This window comes from Cryobacterium melibiosiphilum (assembly GCF_003602235.1).
GTDB classification, from domain to species: domain Bacteria; phylum Actinomycetota; class Actinomycetes; order Actinomycetales; family Microbacteriaceae; genus Cryobacterium; species Cryobacterium melibiosiphilum.
The window spans coordinates 49269-73809 of the sequence record NZ_QZVS01000083.1; the positions used below are offsets into that span (position 1 = coordinate 49269).

Sequence of the window (24541 nt, forward strand, 5' to 3'; positions counted from 1 at the left end):
ATCCCCTATATGATGGCTTCAGCAGTTAGAGTCTTACTGACCTTTACCTGATTGAAGCCACCTGATGGAACCCACGATGACGAGTCCCCGAGCGAACACACTGGCCGTGTCGACCGTGATCTTTGCGTTGCGCCCCCGAGGTGCCGGGCCCAGCGCCCACGTGCTCTGGGTGCCGCTCGTGCGTCGCACCCGCGACCCCTTCCTGAACCAATGGGCACTTCCCGGGGGCTGGCTCTCGGCCGAGGAAGAGCTCGAGCACGCAGCCTCCCGCACCCTCGAAGAGACCACCGGGCTTGCTCCGAAATTTCTCGAGCAGCTCTTCACCTTTGGCGACCTGGATCGCACACCCGGCGATCGGGTCGTGTCCATCGTCTACTGGGCGCTCGTTCAGCCCACCGAGGCCGACCGTGCGATCGTCGACGACAACGTGCGATGGTTTGCGGCCGACGCGCTGCCTCAGCTCGCCTTCGACCACAACCGAATAGTGGCCTACGCCCTGTGGAGACTGCGGACCAAGATGGAGTATTCCCGCATCGCCCAGGCCTTTCTGGGAACCTCGTTCACCCTCGCGCAGCTGAGGGAAGTGCACGAAGCGGTCTTGCTGCGTCCCCTCGACCCCGCCAACTTTCGGCGATCGATGGAATCCTCCGGCACACTGATCGACACCGGCGAACGGGTCGCAGGTGCACGGCATCGGCCGCCCCGCCTCTACCGCTACACCAGCACAGAACCCACCCCGCCGACCGACCCGACCAACCGCCACGAGGAGTTCGCCCATGACGACCGCATCCGTTGATCTCACCATCAGCTTGATCAGCACGGGCAAGACCACCGGAAGCACCTGCAGCCCCGATCTCGCCCGCAACCCGTGGGAATTCGATGCCGAGGCCCCCGGCTACGGCCCGGGTTCGTCGATGGGCGACGTGATTCCCACCGGCTCGCCCCGGCAGGGCGAACTGCCCGCCCGCTACCGCACGGCCACGGCCGACGAGCTGGATGCGCGCATCCGCTCGGCCAAGGCCACCCTCGGCGACCGGGTGGTGATTCTCGGGCACTTCTACCAGCGCGATGAAGTGCTGCGGCACGCCGACGTCATCGGCGACTCCTTTCAGCTGGCGCAGGCCACGACGAGCCGGCCGGACGCCGAGGCCATCATCTTCTGCGGTGTGCACTTCATGGCCGAGACCGCGGATCTGCTCTCCGGCCCCGACCAGTCCGTCATCCTGCCCAACCTCGCGGCCGGCTGCTCCATGGCCGACATGGCCGACCTCGACTCCGTAACCGAGTGCTGGGAACAATTGGAAGACCTGTACGGCACGGCACCGGATGCCTCCGGCCGGGTTCCGGTCATCCCCGTCACCTACATGAATTCCTCGGCCGCGCTCAAAGGATTCTGCGGCGAGCACGGCGGCATTGTCTGCACCTCTTCCAATGCGCAGACCGTTCTCGAGTGGGCATTCGAACGCGGACAGCGCGTGCTGTTCTTCCCCGACCAGCACCTGGGGCGCAACACCGCCAAGGCGATGGGCGTGCCGCTGACCCAGATGCCGATGTGGAACCCGCGCCGTGCGCTGGGCGGCAGCACCGAAGAGCAGCTGGGCGATGCGCGCGTCATCCTGTGGCACGGATTCTGCAGCGTGCACCGTCGATTCACGGTCGACCAGATCACCGCGGCCCGTGCCGAGCATCCGGGACTGCGCGTGATCGTGCACCCCGAGTGCCCGATGGAGGTCGTGGACGCCGCCGACGAGAACGGCTCGACGGACTACATCGGCAAGGCGATCAGCGCTGCGCCGGCGGGCACCACCTTCGCGATCGGCACGGAGATCAACCTCGTGCAGCGCCTGGCGGCCGCGCACCCCGAACACACGATATTCTGCCTGGACCCGGTGGTCTGCCCCTGCTCGACGATGTACCGCATCCACGCGGGTTACCTGGCCTGGGTACTGGAAGGCCTGGTCGGAGATGCCGAGACCGCACCCGTGGCGCTCAACCGCATCACGGTCGCCAGCGACGTCGCCGACCAGGCCCGCGTCGCCCTCGAACGCATGCTCGCGGCCCGTCCGCCGGTGCCGGTCGCATGAGCGCCCGACCCCTGTCCGTGCTCGTGATCGGCAGCGGCCTCGCGGGCCTGGTCGCCGCGGTGCGGGCGACGGATGCCGGTCACCACGTCGTCCTCGTCACCAAGGCCGCGCTGCCCGAAAGCAATACCCGCTACGCGCAGGGTGGGATCGCGGCCGCCCTGTTTCCCGACGATTCGGTGCACTCCCACATGCGGGACACCCTGCGTGCCGGGGCCGGCCTCTGTTCCACGCGGGCGGTGCGAATTCTGTGCTCAGAAGGCCCGGAACGGGTCCGTGACCTCATTCGCTTCGGGGTCGACTTCGACCGGGACGAGTCCGGGGTCGCCCGGGGCCTCGAAGCCGCGCACTCACGGTCGAGAGTTGTGCACGCCGGGGGCGACGCGACCGGGGCGATCGTCGAGAATGCCCTCGTCGCCACCGCGCGGCAGCGCGCCGCGCGAGCAAATTCGACGCTGCAGATTCTCGAGCACACCATGCTGACCGACCTCGTGGTCGACGCCGGTCGGGTCACCGGGGCTCGGACCGTGCACGACGGCAACCCCGGCACGCTGAGCGCGGATGTCGTCATCCTCGCCACCGGAGGCGCCGGGATGCTCTACCGCCACACCACCAACCCGGACGTCGCGACCGGTGACGGACTCGCCGCGGCCTGGAGGGCGGGGGCATCCGTCGCCGATCTTGAGTTCTACCAGTTTCACCCGACGGCCCTCGCCGTTCCCGGCACGCCCCTGGTCTCCGAGGCCGTGCGCGGGGAGGGCGCCGTGCTGCTCGGCCGCGCCGGCGATCGTTTCATGCTCGCCGAACACCCGGACGCCGAACTTGCCCCGCGCGATGTCGTTGCCCGCGGCATTGCCCGCCAGATGGCGGCCCAGAACGGTGAGCCGGTCGTGCTCGACGCGACCGGCCTCGGCCGCGGTGCGCTCGAGCGTCGCTTTCCCACCATCACCGCCGCCTGCCGCGCGGCGGGCCTCGACTGGGCCGAACAACCAATCCCGGTGGCCCCCGCCGCCCACTACTGGATGGGCGGCATCGTGACGGACACGTGGGGGCGCAGCTCGCTGCCGGGACTGTTCGCGGTCGGCGAGGTTGCCCGCACCGGCGCGCACGGTGCCAACCGGCTCGCCTCGAACTCCCTGCTCGAGGCCGCGGTCTTCGCGGACCGCGCGGTACGCGCCCTCGGCACCACCACCCCCACCGCCACCGACCCCGTACCCGCCACCCAGCCCACGGCCACGGCCACGCCCACGCCCACGCGCACAGGCACAGGCACAGGCACAGGCACAGCGAGCGCTGCCACACCTGGCCTGCGTCGCGCCCTGCAAGACCTGATGTGGGAGTCGGCCGGCGTGCACCGTTCCGGAGCCGGCCTTGCGGCGGCGGTGCAGACCCTCGCCCTCTGGACCGCCACCGAACACCCGCGCACAGTGGCCGAACACGAGGACCGCAACCTCCTCGACCTGGCACGTCTGACCGTCGCGGCAGCGCTCGGCCGTCAGGAATCCCGCGGCGCACACCATCGGGCCGATTTCCCCGAACCCCGCTCTGAGCTCGCCGTCTCGTCGGCGTGGACCCGCGCCGACGACGGGCCGCACCCGGTCCTGACCCTCCCGGGCGACACCGAGGCCGAGGAGGCCATTGCATGCTAACCGAACACCTGATCGACACCGTCGTCCGCGGGGCCCTCGACGAAGACGCTCCGTGGGGCGACCTCACCTCCGCGGTATTGATCCCCGAAAGCGCTGTCGCCACGGCCCGCCTCGTCGCGCGCGAACCGGGCGTGTTCAGCGGTGGCGCGGTCTTCAGCTCCGCATTTCGGCTCACCGATCCCCGCATCAGCGTGACAGTGCGGCTCAGCGACGGCGAGCGCTTCATTCCCGGCGATGTACTCGCCGACGTTGCGGGGCCCGCCCGCGGCGTGCTGCAGGCCGAACGCGTCGGGCTCAATTTCGTGCAGCGGATGAGCGGAATCGCCACGCTCACGGCCCGCTACGTTGCCGAGGTGGCCGGCTCCCGGGCCCGCATCGTCGACACCCGCAAGACCACCCCCGGGCTGCGCGCCTTCGAACGCCAGGCCGTGCGCGATGGCGGGGGCCACAACCACCGGTTCAGCCTGTCCGACACCGTGATGGCCAAGGACAACCACTTGGCCGTGCTCACGCAAAATGGGCTGGGCCTGACGCAGGCGCTGCTCGACGTGCGCGCCCGGCTCTCGCACACCACCCATCTGGAGGTGGAGGTGGACCACCTCGATCAAATCGACGAGGTGCTCGCGGCAGGGATCGACACGATCATGCTCGATAATTTTTCCACCGCCGATCTGCTGACCGGGGTTAGCCGGGTTGCCGGCCGTGCGCTCGTCGAAGCCAGCGGCGGAGTCTCCCTCGACACGGTGGCCGCGATCGCGGCGTGCGGCGTGGACATCATCTCGGTCGGCGCCCTCACCCACAGCGTGCACGCGCTCGACCTCGGGCTCGATGTGGACGTGCACGTGTGAGCGAACCCCGACGCTCCCCCGCCGCCATCTACCTCGACAATGCGGCCACCACGCCGGTCAGGTCCGAGGTGCTCACCGCGATGTGGCCGTTCCTCACGTCCGATTTCGGCAACCCCTCCAGCCATCATCGGGTCGGCGAAGCCGCCGCCGCCGCGCTGTTGGGTGCGCGTCAGAGCGTGGCCCACGTTCTCGGCTGCCGGCCCGGCGACGTCATCTTCACTAGCGGCGGAACCGAGGCCGACAACCTCGCGATCAAGGGCATCGCCCTCGGGTCTCCGCGCGGCCGCCACCTGATCACGTCGTCGATCGAACACGAGGCCGTGCTCCAATCCTGCGATTACCTGCACCGCCTGCACGGTTTCGAGATCACCCTGCTCGCGACGGATGCCGCGGGGCTCGTCGACCCGGACGAACTGCGCGCAACGTTGCGCCCCGACACCACCCTGGTTTCGGTACAGTACGCCAACAACGAGGTGGGCTCCGTGCAGGACCTCTCCGCCCTCGCGGCGCTGACCCGCGCGGCGCGGGTGCCGCTGCACAGCGATGCCGTGCAGGCGGCCGGCTGGTTGCCGGTCAACGTGGTTGATCTCGGCGTCGACGCCCTGAGCCTGTCCGGACACAAGATGGGAGCGCCCACGGGCACCGGAGTGCTCTTCGTGCGCGGCCGACTGCCGATCGAGCCGCTCCTTCACGGCGGCGGGCAGGAGCGCGGCAAGCGCAGTGGAACCGAGAATGTCGCCGGGGCGGTTGCTGTCGCCACTGCCCTTCGCCTGGCCGAGGGGGAACGTCTCCAGGCCGCAACTTCCGTCGCCCGATTGCGAGACACGTTCACCGAGCGGGTGCTCCGGGACACCCCCGGTGCCCGGCTCACGGGTCACCGCACGCGCCGGCTGCCCGGTTCCGCATCGTTCGTGTTTCCCGGGACGAGCGGGGAAGCCGTGCTGCTCGAGCTGGAAGCCCGCGGCGTGGTCTGTTCGAGTGGATCCGCGTGCGCGGCCGGCAGCTCTGAACCCTCCCACGTGCTGACCTCGATGGGGTTCAGCGCCGACGACGCCCAGACAGCCGTGCGCTTCACCCTGTCGGCACGGACCTCCGAGCAGGAGCTGGAGACGGCGGCCGCGTCTGTGCACGAGTCCGTCGCCCGGATTCGCCGGATCGCACGCTGAGAAGGCCACCACACTTGAGGAATACTCCTGTTCGGGGGGCGTTTTCGGCTGTTTGGGGGGTTCTCTGGCCCGACGAGACGTGTGTTTCGTGCGAGATACTGGGATGTTAACAATCGCTTAACGCGGGGTCAACCCGTTGCCGGGCCGGGTTCGGCCTGTGTACTTTGAGTGCTGCCGAGACTTCACGACGAAGTTTTCCCGCGGACTCGTTTGCCAGGCAGCTCGCCCGCCCACCCGTCACGTCCGTGTTGAGGACCGCGACGTGATGTTTCGGCTGTTTCGTCCACCAGTTCGTCCCCCAGTTCGTCCACCAGCCGATTTCGTCCACCAGCCGAGACAGCAGCCCGCAGCGCTACCCCCGCTGCGACTATGCCCTGCTGTGAATATGCCCCCTCGAACATGCCCACCGTAAAAAAATGCCCACCGTAAAAATGCCTACTGAGCAAAAGGAACCCGATCCCAATGCCCGAACCGACTTTTTTTGGCGACCTCAGTTTCAACTGGACTCTGGTCGGCGACTTCCTGAGCGATGCCCGCCCCTACTTCCCCGTCGCCATCGCCGGAGCGATTGTCTGGGGACTGTGGATCTATCGCTTTGTCCTCTCTCGCCGGGCGCGGCCGATCGTCAGCGACTTTCGAGCCACCACATCGGTCGTCGTCCCCTCGTTCCATGAAGACCCCGACATTCTGATGAGCTGCCTGGATTCCTGGCGCCACCAGGACCCGGGCGAGATCATCATCGTTCTGGATGTCGAGGATCTTGACGCCTATGAACGGATCGAAGCGCTCGGAGACGCGAGGGTACGCCCGATCCTCTTCCACCACGTCGGCAAGCGCTCCGCGCTCGGAGCGGGGATTCGCCAAGCCCGCAATGACCTCTTGATCCTGACGGATTCCGATACCTGGTGGCGCCGTGATCTGCTGCGCACCGTGCAGATGCCCTTTGAAGACGAGCTCGTCGGCGCGGTCAGCACCCACCAAAACGTCTACCAGCGCGACTCCAGCATCTGGCGCCGCGTCGCTGACTGGCTCGTCGACCTGCGTTACCTCGACTATGTGCCGGCTATGGGCCGGGCCGGCGCCGTACCCTGCGTTTCCGGGCGAACGGCGGTGTATCGCCGCTCGGCCGTCATCCCTGTGCTCGAGCACCTCGAAAACGAATTCTTCTTGGGCCGCCGGTGCATCTCCGGCGATGATGGCCGCCTCACCTGGCTGGTACTGGCCTCGGGCTACAAGACCGTGCACCAGTCATCCGCGCGAGCCCTGTCGATGTTCCCCTCCAGCTTTCGTACCTTCGTGAAGCAGCGGGTGCGGTGGAGTCGTAACTCCTACCGGTGTTACCTGACGGCAATCGCCAAAGGCTGGCTGTGGCGCGTCCCCTTCATCACCAAGGTGACCGTGCTGCAAATTCTGCTGACCCCGCTCACCATGGGCATGACCATCTTCTATCTGCTCTTCAGTCGGCTGGATTTCACGACGGTGGGTATCCTCGCCGCCGTCGGGTGGCTGTTGCTGGGGCGGGGCATCCGGGGCATCTCCCACCTTCGCCGGTACCCGAAAGACCTGTTGATCCTGCCGATCGTCGCCTTCGCGGTGATCGTCATCGCGCTGCCGATCAAGGTCTATGCCTTCGCCACGATGAACAAGCAAGGCTGGCTCACCCGCCACGCCGACCAGGTCGGCGGAGACAGCCAGGACTCGCACTCCCTCGCGCAGCCCGCCCCGTCACGCCCCACTCAGCCGACAACCCAGACTCAGGCGACACCCCAGATTCAGCCGACGACGCAGCCCGTTCCGGTTCTGGCGACGGCCGTATTGGGTGACCGGAACGCCCCGAACGGCTCCGGCTTCGGGACCAGCGCCGATCGAGTCGGCGCATGACCGCCGGTAAGGCGATCCTGCTCGGACTGTTCGCGGGATTCGTCATCGTCGTCTTCGCTGCCCTCGCGATCATTGCCTCGCCGCTGTGGATGCCCCCGACCTACGAGTCCACCGAGACCGCCCCCGTCGTTTCGGGACGCGCGTATCCGGGCAATCCCGACCAGGAGGCGCGACTCGTGCGTGCTGAGGACGAACGACTCGTCTACGTGCGCACCGTCTCCTCCGCTGCGCGTTGGCGTGTGGATGACCTCGACGGCCCGTACCGGCTGCACACGTCCCCGACCCTCACCCTGGTGCTCCCGGCACGGGCCCAGCCGTACACCATGGTCGATCTGCTGTCCCTGGCACCGGACACCCTCGTTCGTCAGCCGGACGGTTCTTACCTGCTGTCCGAGAACATCGTCGTGTTGGGTGGCGCCACCCTGAACCTGGAGTCGGCGGACGGTCTCACCCTGCGCATGCAGAGCCAGGCCGACGCCTTCGTCTCGATCGTGACCTTCGGTGGGTCCCTGAAAATAGCCGGCACCCCGGAGCATCCGTTTGCCATCCAAAGCTGGGACGCGGGCGCGGGCACGGTCGACACCTCCACAAACGATGGTCGGGCCTACCTGCGGGTCATCGGCGGCAATGCCTCGGTTCAGAACGCCAGCCTGTCGTCTCTCGGGTTCTGGAGTGGTGACACCGGCGGTCTGGCGTTGACCGGCACCCACCCCGTCACCGGATTCGATGCAGCGACCGACGCCGCCGAAGCCCCCGCGGTCGCCGGCGCGCGCCTGCTCCCGTCCGGTGCGCTTGCCAACGGCGCGGATCCCGTCGCGCCCGACTACGGGTACGTGTCCGCGGCCATCGATAACGTGACGGTCACCGGCAATACTTTCGGAATCTTCGTCTCGGACGCGAAGGGTGTCACCGTTCGAGACACCCGCATCAGCGGCAGTCTCGTGAACGGGCTCGTCTTCCACCGTTTCGTGACGGATTCGGTCGTGTCGGGCACGGTGTCCTCAGACAACGCCATCGATGGGTTCGCGGTGGATCGATCAAGCCAGAACGTGGTGTTCGACGGGATCACGTCCGAGCGGAACGGCCGCGACGGCGTCTCGCTCGACGGGCAGCCGCTGGCCCTCGGGCCGAACGCACGCGGAACGGCCGTCGACCTGTACGGCGACAACCGCATCACCAACAGCACCCTGCGGGACAACGCGCGCTACGGGGTGGAGATCAGCGGCGGGCGCAACGTGGAAGTCTCCAAGAGCCGCATCGCCGGGAACGAAGCCGGAATCGTGGTCAACCACGGCACAGCGGGCGTATCGATTTCGGACAACGTGTTGACCAATCAGGTGAAGCAGGCGATTTCCATTCGAGACACGGTGTCCAATGCTGAAATCAGATGGAACGCGATCACGGGCGGCGACACGGGCATCAACGTGCGCAACGCCGGCGCGGTGGTGCAATCCAACCGCATCACCGAGGTGTCCAACCACGGGGTGTCGCTGGTCGGAAAGGTGCCCGAAGTGAAAGTATCCGGCAACGCCATTGGCGGTTTCGGGGCCATCGCCGTGTGGAATGAAGAGGCGACGGGCGGTGTCGTCGCCCTGAACGACTTCAGCGACTGGCGTCCCGCGGCAACGTTCGAGGGTGTGGTGCGCACCATTTTCCAGCCCCTGACCGTCGTCTGGCTGCTGCTCGGACTCCTGCTGATCGGCACCGCCCTGACCCGACACGGGCCGCAGTTCGGTGCCTTCCGCAACCCCTACGCGGAGCATGTGCCACTCACCTCGCTAACGCGGGGTGTGGTCTCCCGCGACTCGCTGTCCCGTGACGTGGTGGGGGGTGGCAGTTGATGATGGCCGGTTCAACCCCCGGTTCCCCACCCACCGGGCCGGGCACGCCTCCCGGCCCGGGCAAGAAGAAGCTGGGCAAGAAGAACCTGTCTCCTGCCCTCCTCGGGGTTCTGGCACTGCTGACCGGAGTGGCCGTGATCGTGGCCTTCGTCCTCGTTCTGGTGCTCGCACCGGGGGGAGATGAGACTCCCGACGCGACGCGCCCGACCGGCGACGCCGAGCCTCCCCCATCGAGCGTGCCCACGGAACCGCCCGCAGACTGCCCGCCATCGACCACGGTGACGACGGCCGCAGAGTTACAGGACGCCCTGACCGCGGCGACGCCGGGAGACGTCATCTTTCTTGCCCCCGGCACCTACCAGGGCACGTTCACGGCCACGGCCCAGGGCACGAAAAGCGAGCCGATCATGCTCTGCGGCACGGCCGACAGTGTGCTCGACGGCGGGGCCATCGACGGTGGCTACGTGTTCCACCTCGACGGCGCCTCTTACTGGACGCTGCAGGGGTTCTCCGTGCGCAATGGGCAAAAGGGCGTGATGGCCGATGAGACTGTTGGATCGGTCATCCGCGGACTGACGGTGTCGGAAATCGGGGACGAGGGCATCCACCTGCGCCGATTCAGCACGGACAATCTCGTTGCTGACAATCACATTCGTGACACCGGACTGCGCAAACCCAAGTTCGGCGAGGGGATCTACATCGGCACCGCCGAGAGCAACTGGTGCGATGTGAGCGACTGCCAGCCCGACCGCAGCGACCGCAATCAGATCTCCGGAAACGACATCGCAGATACCACGTCAGAAAACGTCGACATCAAGGAGGGGACCACCGGCGGGGTGCTGAGCAACAACACCCTGGACGGTGCCGCCATCACGGCCGCAGACTCCTGGGTTGACGTCAAGGGCAACAACTGGATCATCGACGGCAACACCGGCACGAACGCGCCGCAGGACGGCTTCCAGACCCACGAGATCCTCGACGGCTGGGGAACCTGGAACGTATTCCGCAACAACACCGCCGACGTCAACGGCCCCGGTTACGGCTATGCCCTCGCGCCCGAACGGGACAACATCGTCGAGTGCAACAACTCGGCCTCCGACGCCGAAGAAGGCCGCTCCAACGTGGAGTGCACCGGCAGCTGAGCACGCCACTGTCGGCCGGTGACACCGACCGAGCTTCGATCCTGCACCCCCATCCCCATCCCCCATCCCCACCCTGCAAGGAGATAACTATGTCCACGAACAACCCGCGCATCACCGTTATCGGCACCGGCTATCTGGGTGCCACACACGCCGTATGTATGGCCCTTCTGGGTTTTGACGTGCTCGGAGTGGACGTCGATTCGAGCAAGATCGACCTGCTGCAATCCGGTCGGGTTCCGTTTTTCGAGCCCGGACTACCGGAGAAACTTGCTGAAGCGCTCGATTCGGGCCGGCTGCGTTTCAGCACCGACCTCGATGAGGCCGCGGCATTCGGCGACGTCCACTTCATCTGCGTCGGCACACCCCAGGCGCGGGACTCGGCGGCGGCCGACCTGCGCTACGTCGACGCTGCCTTCGCCGGTCTCGCCGAACGCATCACCCGCAAGGCGCTGCTCGTGGGCAAGTCCACGGTTCCGATCGGCACCGCAGCCCGGCTGACGAGCCTCGTGCAGACGATTTCCCCCCTCGGCCCGGAGTTGGAGCTGGCGTGGAACCCCGAGTTCCTGCGCGAGGGCTTCGCGGTGGCCGATACGTTGCACCCGGATCGGCTGGTCTTTGGAGTTTCCTCCGAGTGGGCGCGCGAACAGCTCGCGCGCGTGTTCCAACCGATCGTCGACGAGGGCACCCCGGTCATCGTTGCGGACCTCGCGACCGCCGAGCTGGTGAAGGTCGCCGCGAACTCATTCCTGGCCACCAAGATCTCCTACATCAATGCCATGGCCGAGGTGTGTGAGGCCACGGGAGCCGACGTCAGCCTGCTCGCCACCGCGCTGAGCCTGGACGACCGCATCGGCGGGCGGTTCCTGAAGCCCGGACTGGGGTTCGGCGGCGGATGCCTGCCCAAGGACATCCGCGCCTTCCGCCACCGCGCCGAAGAACTCGGGATCGGACAGGCCGTGAGCTTTCTCGGCGAGGTCGACTCGATCAACATCCGTCGCCGGGTGCGCACCGTGGACCTGGTGCGCGAACTCGCCGGGGGTGACCTCAGCGGAGTCAGGGTCGCGGCCCTGGGGGCCGCCTTCAAGCCCAACTCCGACGATGTGAGGGATGCGCCGGCACTGGACGTTGCGCGGATGCTGTATCTCGAGGGGGCGTCGGTGTCGGTGTACGACCCCCAGGCGAACGCCAATGCACACCGGGTGTTCCCCGATCTGAACTACGCCGATTCCCTGTCAGAGTCCGTGAGGGATGCCGACGTCGTCGTGCTCCTCACGGAGTGGCAGGAGTTTCGGGATGCAGATCCCGATGAGCTCGGGGCCCTCGTTCGGTACCGACGCATCGTCGACGGCCGTCACGCCCTCGACGCCGACGACTACCGGTTGAAAGGCTGGGAGTACCGCGCCCTGGGGCGGCCCGCCCAGTCCGGCACCGTCGCACTGCGGCTCGACCGCCGCGATGAGGTGGCCGCAACGTAGCGTTTGACGGCCCGCACCGAGCCCCCGTGGCCCGACACCCCCGTGGTGCCGGGCCACAGCCGTGTCGAAAGGTTGCGAGCAATCCGTCGAGCCTGCCAATCGCGCTTCAAAGGCGTGCGATCCGATGAAAGCTCATCTCTCTGCGCGTAGCGTCGCTGTCTCCACAACAAGGCGATTTTTTGCCGCAACTGTAGAAGGCAGTGAGTTACATGTTCGAACGAAGCAACGTAGTTGGCATTTGGATCGGAACGCTCGGGGCGGCAGCACTGGTCGCGGGCTCCGTCGCTTTCCCCGCTGCCGTGCCGTCGGCCCAGGCCGCCACGACAGTGAGCGTAACCTCCTCCTCCCAGCTCAAGACGGCACTCGCCGGAGCCAAGGCGGGGCAGGTCATCTCCCTCGCCGATGGCACCTACTCGGGCAAGTGGGTCGCCACGGCCGCCGGCACCTCGTCGGCGCCCATCACCCTCGTCGGCTCCCGCAAGGCGATCCTCACGACCGGGTCCATTGATTCGGGCTACGCGCTCAACGTCAAGGGAAGCTATTGGAACCTCAAGGGTTTCAGCGTGACCAAGTCGGCGAAGGGAATCGTGCTGGACAACTCTGACTATTCCGTCATCGACGGTGTCGACGTGGGGAACATCGGCCAGGAGGCGGTGCACATGCGCACCAGCAGCACCAATGTCACCATCCGCAACTCGCTCATCCACGACACCGGGGTGAAGACCGCGGCGTACGGTGAGGGCATCTATGTCGGCAGCGCCAATAGCAACTGGAGCTCGGTGATGGGATCGTCGTCGAAGCCTGACCAGTCGAACAACGTTCTGATCGAGAAGAACACCATCACCAACACCACCGCCGAGGGGATCGACATCAAGGAGGGCACCACCGGTGGACGCATCATCGGCAACATCTTCAAGAACTCGGGATACTCCGGCGCGAACTCGGCCGACTCATGGGTCGATGTCAAGGGGAACGGCTACGTCGTCACGGGCAACTCCGGCAGCGGAACCCGGCTCGACGCCTTCCAGGTGCACTCGGTGCTGTCGGGCTGGGGCGGGTCGAACACCTTCAGCGGCAACAGCGCGACCAACGTTCCGGGGTACGAGGTCAACATCGCCTCGAAGACATCCGGCAACGTCGTGACCTGTAAGTCTTCGACTGCGGGCATGGGCCTGACGAACGTCGCCTGCAAGTAGGGTTTGGATAGATAACGGGTACGAATACAGAAAAGGCCCGGAACCTCACGGTTCCGGGCCATTTCTGTATTTATCGTTGCGGGGACAGGATTTGAACCTGCGACCTCTGGGTTATGAGCCCAGCGAGCTACCGAACTGCTCCACCCCGCGCTACTGGATCAACTATACCCCCTGATTCGAGGGCCGCTGACCACTCCAATTTCGGGCCCTGAAAAGTCCACACCGAAAGTCCACACCGAAAGACCACACCGAGAAATCCACACCGAGAAATCCCGACAAAAAAATCCCGGTCTCTGTCGAGACCGAGACTTTCTTTTTTATATCTTCGTTGCGTTTATATCTTGGTTGCGGGGGCAGGATTTGAACCTACGACCTCTGGGTTATGAGCCCAGCGAGCTACCGAACTGCTCCACCCCGCGCTACAAGATCTAATTTAGCACACCCGGGTGACCGGGACCGACCACCGCCGCGAACGGCGAGGCAGGACCCGGTCGACGCTCGTGCTACTCGCCGAGCAGCGCGAGCATGCTCGCGATGGTTTCGGTCAGTTTGGCGTCAGCCTCGCCGAAGGCGGCGAAGTCACCCGAGGCCAACGCAGCCTGCTTCTCAGCGAGCGCCGTGTTGGCGACCTCCAGCAGGGCCTTGAGTTCGGCATCCGTCGCCGGATCACCCGTCGAGGTAGCACCGTCGGTGGACCCGTCGGTTGCGGTCTCATCTGTCGGGCTCGTGGTGGAGGTGTCATCCTCGGTCACCGGTACCTCGGTGTCGCCAGCATTGGCACCGGAGTCACCGCCGAACAGCACATCGAGGGCCTGGTCGAGGGTGTCCTCGAAGGCGATCTGGTCGCCGAAGGCCACCAGCACCTTCTGCAGCAGCGGGTAGCTGGTTTCACCCGTGGACTGCACGTAGACCGGCTGCACGTAGAGCAGGCCGCCACCGACCGGCAGGGTCAGCAGGTTGCCGTTCAGCACACTCGAGGAACCCTGACGCAGCAGGTTGAGCTCGGTCGAGACCGTGGGGTCGGCGTTGAAGACGTTCTGCACCTGACCCGGTCCGGGAACCGTGCCGTCCTTGGGCAGGTTCAGCAGTCTCAGCTGACCGTACCCTTCAGCGCGCACCCCGTCTTCGGATCCGGCATCGGCATCGACGGCGAGGTAACCGTAGAGCACGTTGCGGCTCGATTCACCCTGTGCGTCGGGCTGGAAGGTCGAGTACAGCGAGAACGACGGAGCGTCTGCGCCGGGCACCTTCATGGTGAGGTAGTACGGCGGCTGCAGGGTCGGATTCGCGGCGGGCGAATCCGGGTCGTTCGGGGAGATCCACGCGTCGTCCTTGGAATAGAAGGAACCCGGGTCGGTCACGTGGTACTGCCCGAGGATGGCCCGCTGCACCTTGAAGAGGTCGGCGGGGTAACGCACGTGGCTCATCAGGTCACCGCTCATCTCGGAGATGGGCTTGAGCGTGGACGGGAAAATCTTCTGCCACGTCTGCAGCAGGGGTTCCTCCTCGTCCCACGCGTAGAGCACCACTTCACCGCTGTAGGCGTCGACGGTGGCCTTCACCGAGTTGCGCATGTAGTTGACGCTGTCGAGCGCGAACGGCTGGGGCGGCGTCTCGGTGTCGGCGATGGCGTCACTCAAGCTCACCGGCGTGGAATAGGGGTAACTGGCGGAGGTGGTGTACCCGTCGACAATCCATTGCACGCGGCCGTCGACGACGGACGGGTAGGCCTCGGAATCGAGTGTGAGGTAAGGGGCGACCTTCTGCACGCGGGTGACCGGGTCGCGGTCGTAGAGAATCTGGGACTCGTCGTTCACGGAGTCGGCGAGGAAAATCTGCTCGGACTGGAACTTCAGTGCGTACAGCAGTCGCTTGAAGACGTTGTCGAGCGTGGGCCCACCATCTTCGCTGAACGTCGTATAAGTCTGGCCGGCACCCTCTTCGCCGGACGGGTAGTCCAGTTCGATGGGGTCGGTACCCTCGGGAGCTCCGACGACGGAGTATTCCGGCGACGTGGTTCCGAAGTAGATACGCGGTTCAAACTCGCCCAGGGCGCCGGTGGTGGGGATGCCGGATTCCAGGAATACCGGCTGACCGTCGGCGGAACGCTGGTTGCCGTAGGCCGCAACGACGCCGTAACCGTGCGTGTAGATGGTGCGTGAGTTCACCCAGGTGTTGCCGGCGTTGAGACCCTCGAGGTTCAGGTCGCGAACGGCGACAACGGTGTCCTGAGACACCCCATCGATCATGTAGCGGTCAACGCTGAGGTTCTCGGGGAACTGGTAGTACTGGCGGAACTGCTCGAGCTGACCGAATGAATCGCTGACCAGTGCGGGGTCGAGAATGCGAATGTTGGCGGTCGTCTCCGCGTCGGCGCGCAGGGCGCCCGGCTCGGCCTCGGTGGTCGCGTTGTACGCAATCTCTTCGATGTCGGAGAGGCCGTAGGCATCCCGAGTGAGGTCGATATTTCGTTCAATGTATGGCGCCTCGAGAGCCCGGGCGCTCGGGTCCACCTGGAACCGCTGCACCACCCACGGGTACAGGGACCCGATCAGCAGACTGCTGATGATCAGCAGCGCCGTGCCGATCACCGGCAGGCGCCAACGACCGATGATGGCCGTGACGATGAAGAGAATCGCCACGAGGGCGGCGATGCCGGCGAGGATTGCACGGCCAGGAATGGTCGCGTTGACTTCGGTGTACGCGGCGCCGGTGATGATGTCGCCCTGCGCGGTCAGGGTGGAGTACTGGTCGAACCAGATGCTCACGGCCTGCAGCATGAGGTAGAGGCTCGCGGTGACGGCGATTTGCACCCGAGCAGCCTTGCTGATGAGCACCTCTCGCCCGCTCAGGCGAATGGACCCGTACAGGTAGCTCGTGGCTGCGGCGACCAGGGCCGAGATCAGCACGACGGCGGATGCGAAGCCGAGCACGGCCTGGTAGAACGGCAGGTCGAAGAGGTAGAAGGAAATGTCAAAACCGAACTGCGGGTCGGTCTGGCCGACGGGCGTGCGGTTGAGCCACATCAGGATCGGCTGCCAGCGGGTGGCGGCCGCGACGCCGGCAAAGAGGCCGAGCAGCGCAGGGATACCGTACATGGCGAGGCGGCGCAGCGGCTCGATGACCTGCTGGTAGCGGTCCAGCTGCGAATTGAGCTTCGCGTAGACGGGGCGCATCCGGTAGGCGAGCTGAATGCTCACCCAGACCGGCACGGACATCGCGATGAAGCCGATCACGAACAGCACCGCGCTGGCGATCCACTGCGTGGTCAGAACGTTGACGAACCCGAGTTGATCGAACCACAGCACATCGGTATACAGTCCGGCGAAGATAAAGAATAAGATCACCAGCCCGGCGATGATCGCTGCCGTGATGGCGAGCGGGGCTCGGCTCCGGGGAGGAGCGCTGGACGAAGATGAAGTCACGAATTGGCCTCTAGCTCTCAGTGGTCGGGTCCACCCATTCTAGACAACAGGTCAGTCAACCCGAACGTCAGCGCAGAGATACAGAACTCCCGGTTCGCTGAGAATTCGATCTCGTTTCGGTCACCTCCGCGACCGCCGGGAGTCGCTCACGCAACGGGGCAGGTGGGCAGGGTGCTCGTATCCGAGCCGCTGGCCAACGCGTCGAGGGCCGTGACAGCCTCATCGAGGGTCTCGACGGCGAAAACCGTCAGTCCGTCGGGAATATGGCCGGTCACCTCGTCGCAGTTGGCGAGGGGGGCCAGGAACCAGTCGGCACCGGCATCCTCGGCTCCGTAAAGCTTCTGCTGGATGCCCCCGATCGGCCCGACCTCGCCGGCCTGGTTGATGGTGCCGGTCCCGGCGACATTCTCGCCGCCCTGCAGCGCACCGGGGGTGAGCTTGTCGATAATTCCGAGGGCGAACATCATGCCGGCGCTCGGACCACCCACGCGGTCCAGCTGGATTTTGACCTCGAAGGGAAAATCGTATTCCGTCGTGACGTTGATTCCCACGATGGCTGCCCCCTCGAAGTCGACCGGCGTCACCTGCACGTTCTCGCCCTGGCCGTCGCGGACGATCGCGACCGTCGCAGCATCCGTCGTGCCGTTGTCCTGCAGGGCCAGCCGGAGCTCGGTGATGTCACGCACGGAGACACCGTTCACGGACACAACCTCGTCGCCGGGGTCGATGATGCCGTCAGCCGGTGATCCCTCTGCGAGGGAGACGACGGACACGGTGGTCGGGTAGTCGTAGCCCAGGTGGGTGAGGGCTGCGGCGACCGAGTCGGTTTGGGAGTTGACCATGGCCGTGGCGTTCTGTTCTTCCCGCTGTTCGGTCGTGACGTCGGCCGGGTAGACATCGTCGAGCGGCAAGACCGCCTCGCTCGGGTCGAGCCAGGCGCGCGCGACCGCGAGCCAGCTCGGCCGGTTCTCCCGGTTGCCAACCACGGACACTGTCAGCAGGTCGAGGCTCCCCTCCGTGGGATACACCGTTTCCCCCGGGATCGTGATGAGTTCGAGCTCGTCCGCCGCGTCATCCTCGGTGTCGGGATTCGGAACGGTTCCGAGAGTGTTGAAAACCGGACCCGGTCGTTCGATGACGTAGGGAGAGGGCGTGAGGCCGAGAATCACTCCGGCAACCAGGGCGACCCCGAGGATGACCCAACCGGTGGTGCCGGAACGCCGTGCGCGCCGGGGGCTGGCAGTCGGGTAATCGCTGAAGAGAGCCACGGCTCTCCTTTCACATGTGTTCGAGTCGGGTATGAGTCCGTGGAAGCGTGTTCGCGACAGGCGGACACCGAAGCTCTTCAGCCTAGGACATTTCCCAGTCACGCCGGATTTCTCCGACTAGCGTAGAAGTACGCAACTGAGAGGTGCCTGAAGTGGCCGACGACTCCCGACCCCACGATGACCAGAACGACGATGGTCTCAACAACGATGGTCTCAACGACGATGGCCGGAGCAACGATGGCCCGAGCAACGATGGCCAGAACCCAGGCAGGCAGAACCCCGAGGACGAATTCCGGGACATGCTCCAGAACATCCTGTCGGGCAAATCCACGATTGATCCCAGCCAGCTGGCCGGCGCTGCCGGGCTGCCAAGCGACCCCGCCAGTATCGCGGCACTCATGAGCCAGCTGCAGGGCGCCCTGCAGGGAGCCCAGGCCGGCACCGGCGCCATCAACTGGGATATTGCGCTGAAAGCCGGCCAGGAACGGGCCGCCACCGGGCAATTGACCCCCACAACCGTGGAACGCACCCAGCTCGACCAGGCCTTCCACATCGCCGCGCTCTGGCTCGACGACATCATCTCGGTCGCCGAACTGACGGCCGTGCCGCGCCTCATGACCCGCAAGGAATGGGTCACCGCGACCCTGCCGCTCTGGAGCCAGTTGGCCGAACCGGTGGCGACGAGCATCTCGGAGTCGCTGACCCGGGTGCTCACCGACCAGGCTCCGGAAGAGCTGCAGGGCATGATCGCCAATGCGAGCCAGATCGTGCGCAGCATCGGCGGAACCCTGTTCGCGATGCAGCTCGGCCAGGTCGTCGGACAGCTCGCAAGCGAGGTCGTCTCCGGCGGCGACGTCGGCATTCCGTTGCTCGACGACGGCCAGGCCGCCCTGCTCCCGCAGAACGTCGCCGAGTTCGGCGAGGGCCTCGATGTGCCCACCGACCAGGTGCAGATCTACCTCGCTGTGCGGGAACTCGCCCACGCGCGGCTCTTCCGTCATTCGCGCTGGTTGCGCCTGCACCTGATCAGCTCCATCACCGACTTCGCCCAGGGCATCACGATCGACTCGAGCCGCCTCGAAGAACTGGCGTCCGGCTTCGACCCGTCGAACCCCGAAGAGCTGCGCGAGGCCATGCAGAACGGTTCGCTCATTCCACCGAAGTCCGAGGCGCAGCTGGCAGCCCTCGCCCGGCTTGAAACGATGCTGGCGCTCGTCGAAGGCTGGGTCGACGTCGTGACGGTCGAGGCGACGAGCCGGCTGCCCAAGGCCGATGCGATCAATGAGACCGTCAAACGCCGCCGGGCGTCCGGCGGTCCGGCGGAATCGGCCTTCGCAACCCTCGTGGGCCTTGAACTGCGGCCGCGACGGCTGCGCGAGGCCGCAGCGATGTGGCAGGCGGTGACGGATGCCGTGGGCAACGAAGCCCGGGACGCCCTCTGGGCACACCCTGACATTCTGCCCACGATGGCGGACCTCGATGACCCGCAGGCCCTCGTCGCGCGGCTGACGAATGCCGCCAAGGGCGACGGCGCCGAACTCGACGACGTCGACCAGGCCCTCGAAGACCTGCTGCGCGACGACGGCGCCGAACGGCCCAAGGAAGACTGACCCCGCTGCGTGTGCCGGGGCGGCGAGCGCGGGATTGCAGCCGCCCCAGCACGGGGGTGAACTGAGTGCAACCCGGCGCAACCCGGCGCAACCTTGACCGACCTAGCCTCTTCATTACGGACAGAGAATCCCTAACGAAGGAGTTAGAACATGACTGTTTACGCCACCGAGACCACGGCCTCCGCCGGGTCGACCGGAGACGCCCGCGCCACCCGAATGCAGGCGGCGGTGGTAACCGAATTCGGCACCGACCTCTCCGTCGAAGAAATCACCGTTCCCCAGCCGGCCACCGGCCAGATCCTCGTCAAGCTCATCAGCAGCGGTGTCTGCCACACCGACCTGCACGCGGCCGAGGGTGACTGGCCCGTCAAGCCGACCCTGCCGCTCGTCCCGGGACACGAAGGCGTCGGAACCGTCGTCGCCCTCGGCAACGGGGTCACCAACCACCACGTCGGTGACATCGTCGGCAACGCCTGGCTCTGGTCGGCGTGCGGCAACTGCCAGTACTGCCGTACCGGCTGGGAGACGCTCTGCGAGTCCCAGAAGAACGGCGGCTACGGCGTCGACGGGTCCTTCGGTGAGTACATGCTCGTCGATGCGCGCTTCGCGGTGAAAATCCCCGAAGGCAGCGACCTGATCGAGATCGCCCCGGTGCTCTGTGCCGGCGTCACCGTCTACAAGGGCCTGAAGATGACCGAAGCCCGACCCGGTCAGTGGGTCGTCATCTCGGGAATCGGCGGACTCGGCCACATCGCCGTGCAGTATGCCAAGGCCATGGGCCTGCGTGTGGTCGCGGTCGATGTCGCCGACGACAAGCTCGCCCTGGCCACCAAGCACGGCGCCGAAATCGTGATCAACGCCTTGACCGAGGACCCGGTCGAAGCCGTGCAGCGCCAGACCGGCGGCGCCCACGGCGTGCTCGTCACCGCCGTGCACCCGGCCGCCTTCGGCCAGGCGATCGGCATGACCCGGCGCGGCGGCACGATCGTCTTCAACGGCCTGCCGCCGGGCGACTTTCCCGCGCCGATCTTCGACATCGTGCTCAAGGGCCTGACGATCCGCGGCTCGATCGTGGGCACCCGCCAGGACATGGAGGAAGCCCTCGCGTTCTACGCCCGCGGAGAGATCCACCCCACAGTATCGACCCGTTCACTCGGCGAGATCAACGACATCTTCGACGAGATGAAGCACGGCAAAATCGACGGTCGCGTGGTCATCACGTACTAGATCTCACGGAATGCACTCCCGGTCGTCACGCCTGCGTGCCGATCGGGAGTGCATTCTTGTTGGCTGCTCCGCCCGGAAAGCCTGAACCAGCCACAAAGTCTGATCTCGCCACAAAGCCTGTGGACAACCCCGCGGCACCCCCGATGCCTGTCTAGGGTGTCGGCATGGTCATCCGTATCGATCCCCACATCCCCCTCGTCTGGCGCACCCCCGACACCCTGCAGCTCGGCGTCGACGACCCCGTGGTGGTGCCGGGAGTTACCACCGCCATCGAAGCGGTCGTCGCGGCACTGTGCAGCGGAATTCCCCTGGCCGCGGCGGAACTGCTCGGCGTGCATGCCGGGGCGACCCCCGACGAGGTCCAGGAGCTCCTCACCCGACTCGGGCCGACCCTGATCGACACCCAGGCCCGCGAGCCTTCCCCTGTCGGCTTGGCCACTCCGGTCTGTGTTGATGGCGACGGGCCCACCGCCCGCCGCGTGCGCGCCCTGCTCGCCGATTATGGCGTTCCGGTGTGTTCCCGCGTCGAGTCAGCGGATGTCCCCGAGCGCTTTTCCCTCGCCGTGATCGTCGGTCATTACGCACTGCTCCCCGGCCGGCACGCGTTCTGGCTGCGCCGCGATATCCCGCACCTGCCCGTGGTCTTCAGCGACACGGAGGTGCGGATCGGCCCGCTCGTCATCCCGGGATGCGGCCCGTGCCTGTACTGCCTCGAGCTCGACCGCACCGATGCCGATGCGGCCTGGCCGCGCATCGCCAGCCAACTGCAGGCTCAGACCGCCCCCACCGAGACCACCCGCCGCAGCATCGACGTTGCCGGCCGCACGGCCGTGCACGTGCACGATTTTCTGAGCGGCATCCCCTCACCGCTCCTGGCGCATTCGGTCGTGGTCGAGGGACGCTCCGGAGCCGCTACGCTCCGCGTGCACCGGCCGCACGCGTTGTGCGGATGCCGAGCTCTTCCAGAAAGCGGGACCGTTCCCGCGGAGCACGCTGCTGCGGCCCCGTCGCCGCCCAGCTCAGAGCCAGCCGCGTGCGGGCTCGCGTGATCCCGACGTACAGCAGGCGGCGTTCCTCATCCACCTGCAGCGGCCCGGCGGCGTAGGTGATCGGAACGAGCCCTTCGCTCAGCCCGATCACGAAGACGGCTTCCCACTCCAGGCCCTTCGCGGAGTGCATGGTCGACAGGGTCACGGCCGACACCGTCGGCTCGTGCTGGCCGGCCTGGCGTTCCATGAGCTCATCCGTGAACTGCCGGAAGGTTGTCCCGGGGGCCGCCTGGTCGACGAGCCCCATCAGGGCGTTCAGCGATTCCCAGCGATTGCGCACCGCACCCGGGGCATCCGGCGCCGTCTGGCTCCAGCCGAGCGAGCGCAACACGTCGCTGACCGATTTGAAGAGCGGCTCGCCGACGATCGACACGGATGCCGCCCGCAGGCTCATCACGGCCTGCTTCACCTCGGGCAGGTCGAAGAATCGTTTGGAACCGCGGATCTGAAAGCTGACCCCGAGGTCGCCGAGGGCGGCTTCGAGCACCGCGGCCTGCACATTGATGCGGAACAGGATGGCGATGTCCTCGGGCCGGGTCCCGCCGGCGATCAGGTCGGCCACCGCCTGCGCGATGCCGCGCGCCTCGGCGATATCGCTGGCGAAGTCACGCACGACGGGTGCCGTGCCGGCTCCGGCGCCGGACGCTGTGGCGGCCTGGAGGGTCAGCGCACCCGGCCGGCCGCGCATGAGCTGGTTGGCCGTTGCCACGATGGCCGCGGTGGATCGGTAGTTCTGCTCCAGGCGCACCACGGTCGCGTCCTCGTAACGTCCGGGAAATTCGAGCAGGTACTCGCTGCGCGCTCCCGCGAAGGAATAGATGGTCTGGCTCGCGTCGCCGACGACGCACAGGTCGCGGCGTTCACCGAGCCAGAGCAGCAGCAGGGAGTATTGCAGCGGGGAGACGTCCTGGAACTCATCGACGACGAAGAACCGATACTGTTCCCGCACCTGCAGTGCGACAGAGGGCTCGGCCTCGATCATCCCCGCCATGGCCAGCAACACGTCTTCAAAGTCGATCTGCTTGCGCTCGTCTTTCAGACGCTCGTAGCGTTCCTGCATCGCGACGACCTGGTCGAGGTCCAGTCTCCCGGGCAGGGCGCGGCCGCCGATCCCGGCGCCGTACTGGTCGAGGCTGAGCCCGCTGGTCTTGCGCCATTCGATCTCGGCGGCCAGGTCGCGCAGGGTCGCGGTGTCGATCTTCAGGTGCAGCGTCTCGGCGACATGTCCGAGCAGTCGAGCTTTGCCGTCGAGGATGCGGGGCGCCTGGCCCCCGACCACGTGCGGCCAGAAGTAATTGAGCTGCGACAGTGCCGCGGCGTGAAAAGTGCGTGCGGCCACCCCGCCGGCGCCGAGGTGGCGCAGTCGGCCCCGCAGTTCGGCCGCGGACCGGGACGTGAAGGTGAGCGCCATGACCCGGTTCGGTGCATAGGCACCGGTCGCGACCCCGTAGGCGATGCGGTGCGTGATGGCGCGGGTCTTGCCGGTGCCGGCTCCGGCGAGCATGCAGACCGGGCCGATGAGCGCTTCGGCCGCCACCCGCTGTTGGTCATCGAGGCCGGCCAGGAGTCCCTCCGCCGTGATCGTGCGTGGGCTCACCCGGCGGCCAGCCACTGTTCGATCATCGCGTGCGCGATCGACGAGGGACCCGGCAGCATCAGCCAGCTGGCGTCGGCGGCGCGCAGTTCCTGCCGGGTGAACCAGCGCAGGTCGAGGATTTCCGCGCCATCGGGCGCGAGCGCTGCGGGATCCTGCTCGGAGGCGACGCGCGCGGTGAAGCCGCACATGATCGAGGCCGGGAAAGGCCAGGGCTGGGAGCCGAGGTAGGTCGCATCCGTGACGCGCAGCCCGGACTCTTCGAAGGATTCCCGCAGCACGGCGGCCTCGAGGGACTCCCCCGGTTCCACGAATCCGGCCAGCAGCGAGTACCGGTTGTTCTCCCAGAGGGCGTTGGAACCGAGCAGCAGGCGATCGGCGGCATCCGTGATCAGCATGATCACCGCCGGATCGGTGCGCGGAAAGATCTGGCTGCCGCACGCCGTGCAGCGCCGCACCCAGCCGGCCGCTTCGCTGGCCGCCGCGGCTCCGCACCGAGGACAGAACCGGTGCGAATGGTGCCAGTTGCGCAGGCCGAGGGCCTCGGCGAAGACTCCGGTGTCCCGGTCGCCGAGCGTCGCTGCCAGGTCGCGCAGGCTCCGCCAGCGAGCGGAATCAGACTCGAGGGAGGCGGCTTGGTCATCGTCGAGTTCGATGGCGAGCAGCGGGGTGCCGACCGGTTCAGGGGCACCGGGATCGAGGGAGCGGCCGAGGTAGACGATGATGGCGGTGGGATCGAGCGGGGGGAGAATCGCGGGCGGCAGGAACGCCAGGTGCGGCTCACGGGCGTCGCCGGGGAGCACCAGGGCTGTGCCGTTCCACAATGGAACGACCCGAGTGGCGGCATCCGCCCAGAGGGTGGCGACCAGGTCGGGCAGCGCCCGCGCCTCGTGGTCGCGGTCGACGAGGTAACGGGACAGCGGCAGCCGGGCGGTGAAAGCGAACGATGCGGAGTCGGACAGGGTGAAATCTGACGATCTGACTTCGGACGACATCGGGAACTCCGCAGGCTGCTTGGGGGGCACGGACACGGTGCCGAAGTGGTGTGGGGGCGTGGCGAACGACCACCAGGGGGGAAAGTCGACCTAA

At 66.6% G+C, this 24541-nt stretch carries 16 protein-coding genes and 2 tRNA genes; 12 read left to right on the top strand and 6 right to left on the bottom strand.

Going from position 1 to position 24541, the window contains the following annotated elements:
• Positions 1-76 precede the first annotated feature (76 nt).
• From D6T64_RS10790 to D6T64_RS10835, 10 genes are all read left to right on the top strand, one after another.
• Entirely contained in the window at positions 77-796 is a 720-nt protein-coding gene (locus D6T64_RS10790) for an NUDIX hydrolase (protein WP_119974718.1), read from the top strand.
• Positions 777-2084 carry a quinolinate synthase NadA gene (nadA, locus tag D6T64_RS10795; RefSeq protein ID WP_119974674.1) on the top strand — a complete coding sequence of 436 codons (1308 nt, stop codon included), beginning with the start codon at positions 777-779 and terminating at the stop codon, positions 2082-2084. Before D6T64_RS10790 ends, nadA begins: the two co-directional genes overlap by 20 nt.
• The gene (gene nadB / locus D6T64_RS10800; RefSeq protein ID WP_119974675.1) at positions 2081-3730 is read left to right on the top strand and encodes an L-aspartate oxidase; all 1650 of its coding nucleotides are present in this window, start codon (positions 2081-2083) and stop codon (positions 3728-3730) included. The genes nadA and nadB overlap by 4 nt, the downstream gene beginning before the upstream one ends.
• Positions 3724-4578 (top strand): carboxylating nicotinate-nucleotide diphosphorylase, encoded by an 855-nt coding sequence (gene nadC, locus D6T64_RS10805; RefSeq protein ID WP_119974676.1) that lies wholly within the window; start codon positions 3724-3726, stop codon positions 4576-4578. Before nadB ends, nadC begins: the two co-directional genes overlap by 7 nt.
• Positions 4575-5744: a cysteine desulfurase family protein gene (locus tag D6T64_RS10810; protein ID WP_267900482.1), complete on the top strand. Its 1170-nt coding sequence runs from the start codon at positions 4575-4577 to the stop codon at positions 5742-5744. Before nadC ends, D6T64_RS10810 begins: the two co-directional genes overlap by 4 nt.
• Positions 5745-6206: 462 nt before the next feature.
• A complete protein-coding gene (locus D6T64_RS10815; protein ID WP_119974677.1) occupies positions 6207-7625 on the top strand; it encodes a glycosyltransferase in 1419 nt (472 codons plus the stop codon).
• Positions 7622-9466 (top strand): right-handed parallel beta-helix repeat-containing protein, encoded by a 1845-nt coding sequence (locus D6T64_RS10820; protein WP_119974678.1) that lies wholly within the window; start codon positions 7622-7624, stop codon positions 9464-9466. The genes D6T64_RS10815 and D6T64_RS10820 overlap by 4 nt, the downstream gene beginning before the upstream one ends.
• Positions 9466-10608: a right-handed parallel beta-helix repeat-containing protein gene (locus tag D6T64_RS10825; RefSeq protein WP_233551051.1), complete on the top strand. Its 1143-nt coding sequence runs from the start codon at positions 9466-9468 to the stop codon at positions 10606-10608. The genes D6T64_RS10820 and D6T64_RS10825 overlap by 1 nt, the downstream gene beginning before the upstream one ends.
• An 89-nt stretch (positions 10609-10697) precedes the next feature.
• Positions 10698-12083 (top strand): UDP-glucose dehydrogenase family protein, encoded by a 1386-nt coding sequence (locus D6T64_RS10830; RefSeq protein WP_119974680.1) that lies wholly within the window; start codon positions 10698-10700, stop codon positions 12081-12083.
• Positions 12084-12292: 209 nt separating this feature from the next.
• The gene (locus tag D6T64_RS10835; protein ID WP_119974681.1) at positions 12293-13279 is read left to right on the top strand and encodes a right-handed parallel beta-helix repeat-containing protein; all 987 of its coding nucleotides are present in this window, start codon (positions 12293-12295) and stop codon (positions 13277-13279) included.
• 76 nt (positions 13280-13355) lie between these two features.
• Here D6T64_RS10835 and D6T64_RS10840 read toward each other — a convergent pair.
• From D6T64_RS10840 to D6T64_RS10855, 4 genes are all read right to left on the bottom strand, one after another.
• Positions 13356-13429, bottom strand: a tRNA-Met gene (locus D6T64_RS10840).
• 192 nt (positions 13430-13621) lie between these two features.
• Positions 13622-13698, bottom strand: a tRNA-Met gene (locus D6T64_RS10845).
• A gap of 84 nt (positions 13699-13782) precedes the next feature.
• Positions 13783-16704, bottom strand: coding sequence for a UPF0182 family membrane protein (locus D6T64_RS10850; RefSeq protein WP_199719137.1), 2922 nt, complete (start codon positions 16702-16704; stop codon positions 13783-13785).
• Between the two features lie 146 nt (positions 16705-16850).
• The gene (locus D6T64_RS10855; RefSeq protein WP_119974682.1) at positions 16851-17972 is read right to left on the bottom strand and encodes a YlbL family protein; all 1122 of its coding nucleotides are present in this window, start codon (positions 17970-17972) and stop codon (positions 16851-16853) included.
• A gap of 299 nt (positions 17973-18271) precedes the next feature.
• Here D6T64_RS10855 and D6T64_RS10860 point away from each other — a divergent pair, with 299 nt between their 5' ends.
• Together D6T64_RS10860 and adhP are read left to right on the top strand one after the other, a co-directional pair.
• Positions 18272-19582, top strand: coding sequence for a zinc-dependent metalloprotease (locus tag D6T64_RS10860; protein WP_119974721.1), 1311 nt, complete (start codon positions 18272-18274; stop codon positions 19580-19582).
• Positions 19583-19798: 216 nt separating this feature from the next.
• Positions 19799-20809 (top strand): alcohol dehydrogenase AdhP, encoded by a 1011-nt coding sequence (gene adhP / locus D6T64_RS10865; RefSeq protein WP_119974722.1) that lies wholly within the window; start codon positions 19799-19801, stop codon positions 20807-20809.
• Positions 20810-21721: 912 nt separating this feature from the next.
• Here the strand turns inward: adhP and D6T64_RS10870 are convergent.
• Both D6T64_RS10870 and nudC read right to left on the bottom strand, forming a co-directional pair.
• Entirely contained in the window at positions 21722-23455 is a 1734-nt protein-coding gene (locus tag D6T64_RS10870; protein WP_233551052.1) for an ATP-dependent helicase, read from the bottom strand.
• On the bottom strand, positions 23452-24447 hold the full coding sequence (nudC, locus tag D6T64_RS10875; protein ID WP_119974683.1) for an NAD(+) diphosphatase: 996 nt from the start codon (positions 24445-24447) through the stop codon (positions 23452-23454). The genes D6T64_RS10870 and nudC overlap by 4 nt, the downstream gene beginning before the upstream one ends.
• Positions 24448-24541 lie beyond the last annotated feature (94 nt).